This window comes from Bacillus sp. BACIII, from assembly GCF_057836745.1.
In genome coordinates this window covers 2,807,501-2,810,000 of the sequence record NZ_CM174437.1, presented here as the reverse complement: position 1 = coordinate 2,810,000, position 2,500 = coordinate 2,807,501, and the positions used below count along the sequence as shown (strand labels likewise).

At 51.7% G+C, this 2,500-nt stretch carries 2 rRNA genes (1 of these 2 only partly in view); both read left to right on the top strand.

The features are described from left to right. The first annotated feature begins 195 nt into the window (after positions 1–195). Positions 196–1,745: ribosomal RNA gene (locus ACXN9U_RS13595) — 16S ribosomal RNA — on the top strand. A gap of 174 nt (positions 1,746–1,919) precedes the next feature. After that, positions 1,920–2,500: ribosomal RNA gene (locus ACXN9U_RS13590) — 23S ribosomal RNA — on the top strand (it continues 2,348 nt past the right edge of the window). The 16S and 23S rRNA genes sit together here, the layout of an rRNA operon.

Below are 2,500 nucleotides of genomic sequence, written 5' to 3'. Positions count from 1 at the left end.
TGAGTGGTAAGATAATAAAGCTGCTTCAACAAGCGGTGATGATCTTTGAAAACTAAACAAGACAAAACGTACCTGTTAATTCAAAGTTTTAAATAAATCGCACAGCGATGTGCGTAGTCAGTCAAACTAAGGTCTGCACGATGCAGATCACACAGACGTTACTGCAGGATGCAGTGAACTTAGTCTGTGATCCATTTATCGGAGAGTTTGATCCTGGCTCAGGACGAACGCTGGCGGCGTGCCTAATACATGCAAGTCGAGCGGACAGATGGGAGCTTGCTCCCTGATGTTAGCGGCGGACGGGTGAGTAACACGTGGGTAACCTGCCTGTAAGACTGGGATAACTCCGGGAAACCGGGGCTAATACCGGATGCTTGTTTGAACCGCATGGTTCAAACATAAAAGGTGGCTTCGGCTACCACTTACAGATGGACCCGCGGCGCATTAGCTAGTTGGTGAGGTAACGGCTCACCAAGGCGACGATGCGTAGCCGACCTGAGAGGGTGATCGGCCACACTGGGACTGAGACACGGCCCAGACTCCTACGGGAGGCAGCAGTAGGGAATCTTCCGCAATGGACGAAAGTCTGACGGAGCAACGCCGCGTGAGTGATGAAGGTTTTCGGATCGTAAAGCTCTGTTGTTAGGGAAGAACAAGTGCCGTTCAAATAGGGCGGCACCTTGACGGTACCTAACCAGAAAGCCACGGCTAACTACGTGCCAGCAGCCGCGGTAATACGTAGGTGGCAAGCGTTGTCCGGAATTATTGGGCGTAAAGGGCTCGCAGGCGGTTTCTTAAGTCTGATGTGAAAGCCCCCGGCTCAACCGGGGAGGGTCATTGGAAACTGGGGAACTTGAGTGCAGAAGAGGAGAGTGGAATTCCACGTGTAGCGGTGAAATGCGTAGAGATGTGGAGGAACACCAGTGGCGAAGGCGACTCTCTGGTCTGTAACTGACGCTGAGGAGCGAAAGCGTGGGGAGCGAACAGGATTAGATACCCTGGTAGTCCACGCCGTAAACGATGAGTGCTAAGTGTTAGGGGGTTTCCGCCCCTTAGTGCTGCAGCTAACGCATTAAGCACTCCGCCTGGGGAGTACGGTCGCAAGACTGAAACTCAAAGGAATTGACGGGGGCCCGCACAAGCGGTGGAGCATGTGGTTTAATTCGAAGCAACGCGAAGAACCTTACCAGGTCTTGACATCCTCTGACAATCCTAGAGATAGGACGTCCCCTTCGGGGGCAGAGTGACAGGTGGTGCATGGTTGTCGTCAGCTCGTGTCGTGAGATGTTGGGTTAAGTCCCGCAACGAGCGCAACCCTTGATCTTAGTTGCCAGCATTCAGTTGGGCACTCTAAGGTGACTGCCGGTGACAAACCGGAGGAAGGTGGGGATGACGTCAAATCATCATGCCCCTTATGACCTGGGCTACACACGTGCTACAATGGACAGAACAAAGGGCAGCGAAACCGCGAGGTTAAGCCAATCCCACAAATCTGTTCTCAGTTCGGATCGCAGTCTGCAACTCGACTGCGTGAAGCTGGAATCGCTAGTAATCGCGGATCAGCATGCCGCGGTGAATACGTTCCCGGGCCTTGTACACACCGCCCGTCACACCACGAGAGTTTGTAACACCCGAAGTCGGTGAGGTAACCTTTATGGAGCCAGCCGCCGAAGGTGGGACAGATGATTGGGGTGAAGTCGTAACAAGGTAGCCGTATCGGAAGGTGCGGCTGGATCACCTCCTTTCTAAGGATTTTAACGGAATATAAGACCTTGGGTCTTATAAACAGAACGTTCCCTGTCTTGTTTAGTTTTGAAGGATCATTCGATTCTTCGAGATAATGTTCTTTGAAAACTAGATAACAGAAGTAATTCACATTCAATTGTAATGCAAGATATCACGTAGTGATTCTTTTTAACGGTTAAGTTAGAAAGGGCGCACGGTGGATGCCTTGGCACTAGGAGCCGATGAAGGACGGGACGAACACCGATATGCTTCGGGGAGCTGTAAGCAAGCTTTGATCCGGAGATTTCCGAATGGGGAAACCCACCACTCGTAATGGAGTGGTATCCATATCTGAATACATAGGATATGAGAAGGCAGACCCGGGGAACTGAAACATCTAAGTACCCGGAGGAAGAGAAAGCAAATGCGATTCCCTGAGTAGCGGCGAGCGAAACGGGATCAGCCCAAACCAAGAGGCTTGCCTCTTGGGGTTGTAGGACACTCTGTACGGAGTTACAAAGGAACGAGGTAGATGAAGAGGTCTGGAAAGGCCCGCCATAGGAGGTAACAGCCCTGTAGTCAAAACTTCGTTCTCTCCAGAGTGGATCCTGAGTACGGCGGAACACGTGAAATTCCGTCGGAATCCGGGAGGACCATCTCCCAAGGCTAAATACTCCCTAGTGACCGATAGTGAACCAGTACCGTGAGGGAAAGGTGAAAAGCACCCCGGAAGGGGAGTGAAATAGATCCTGAAACCGTGTGCCTACAAGTAGTC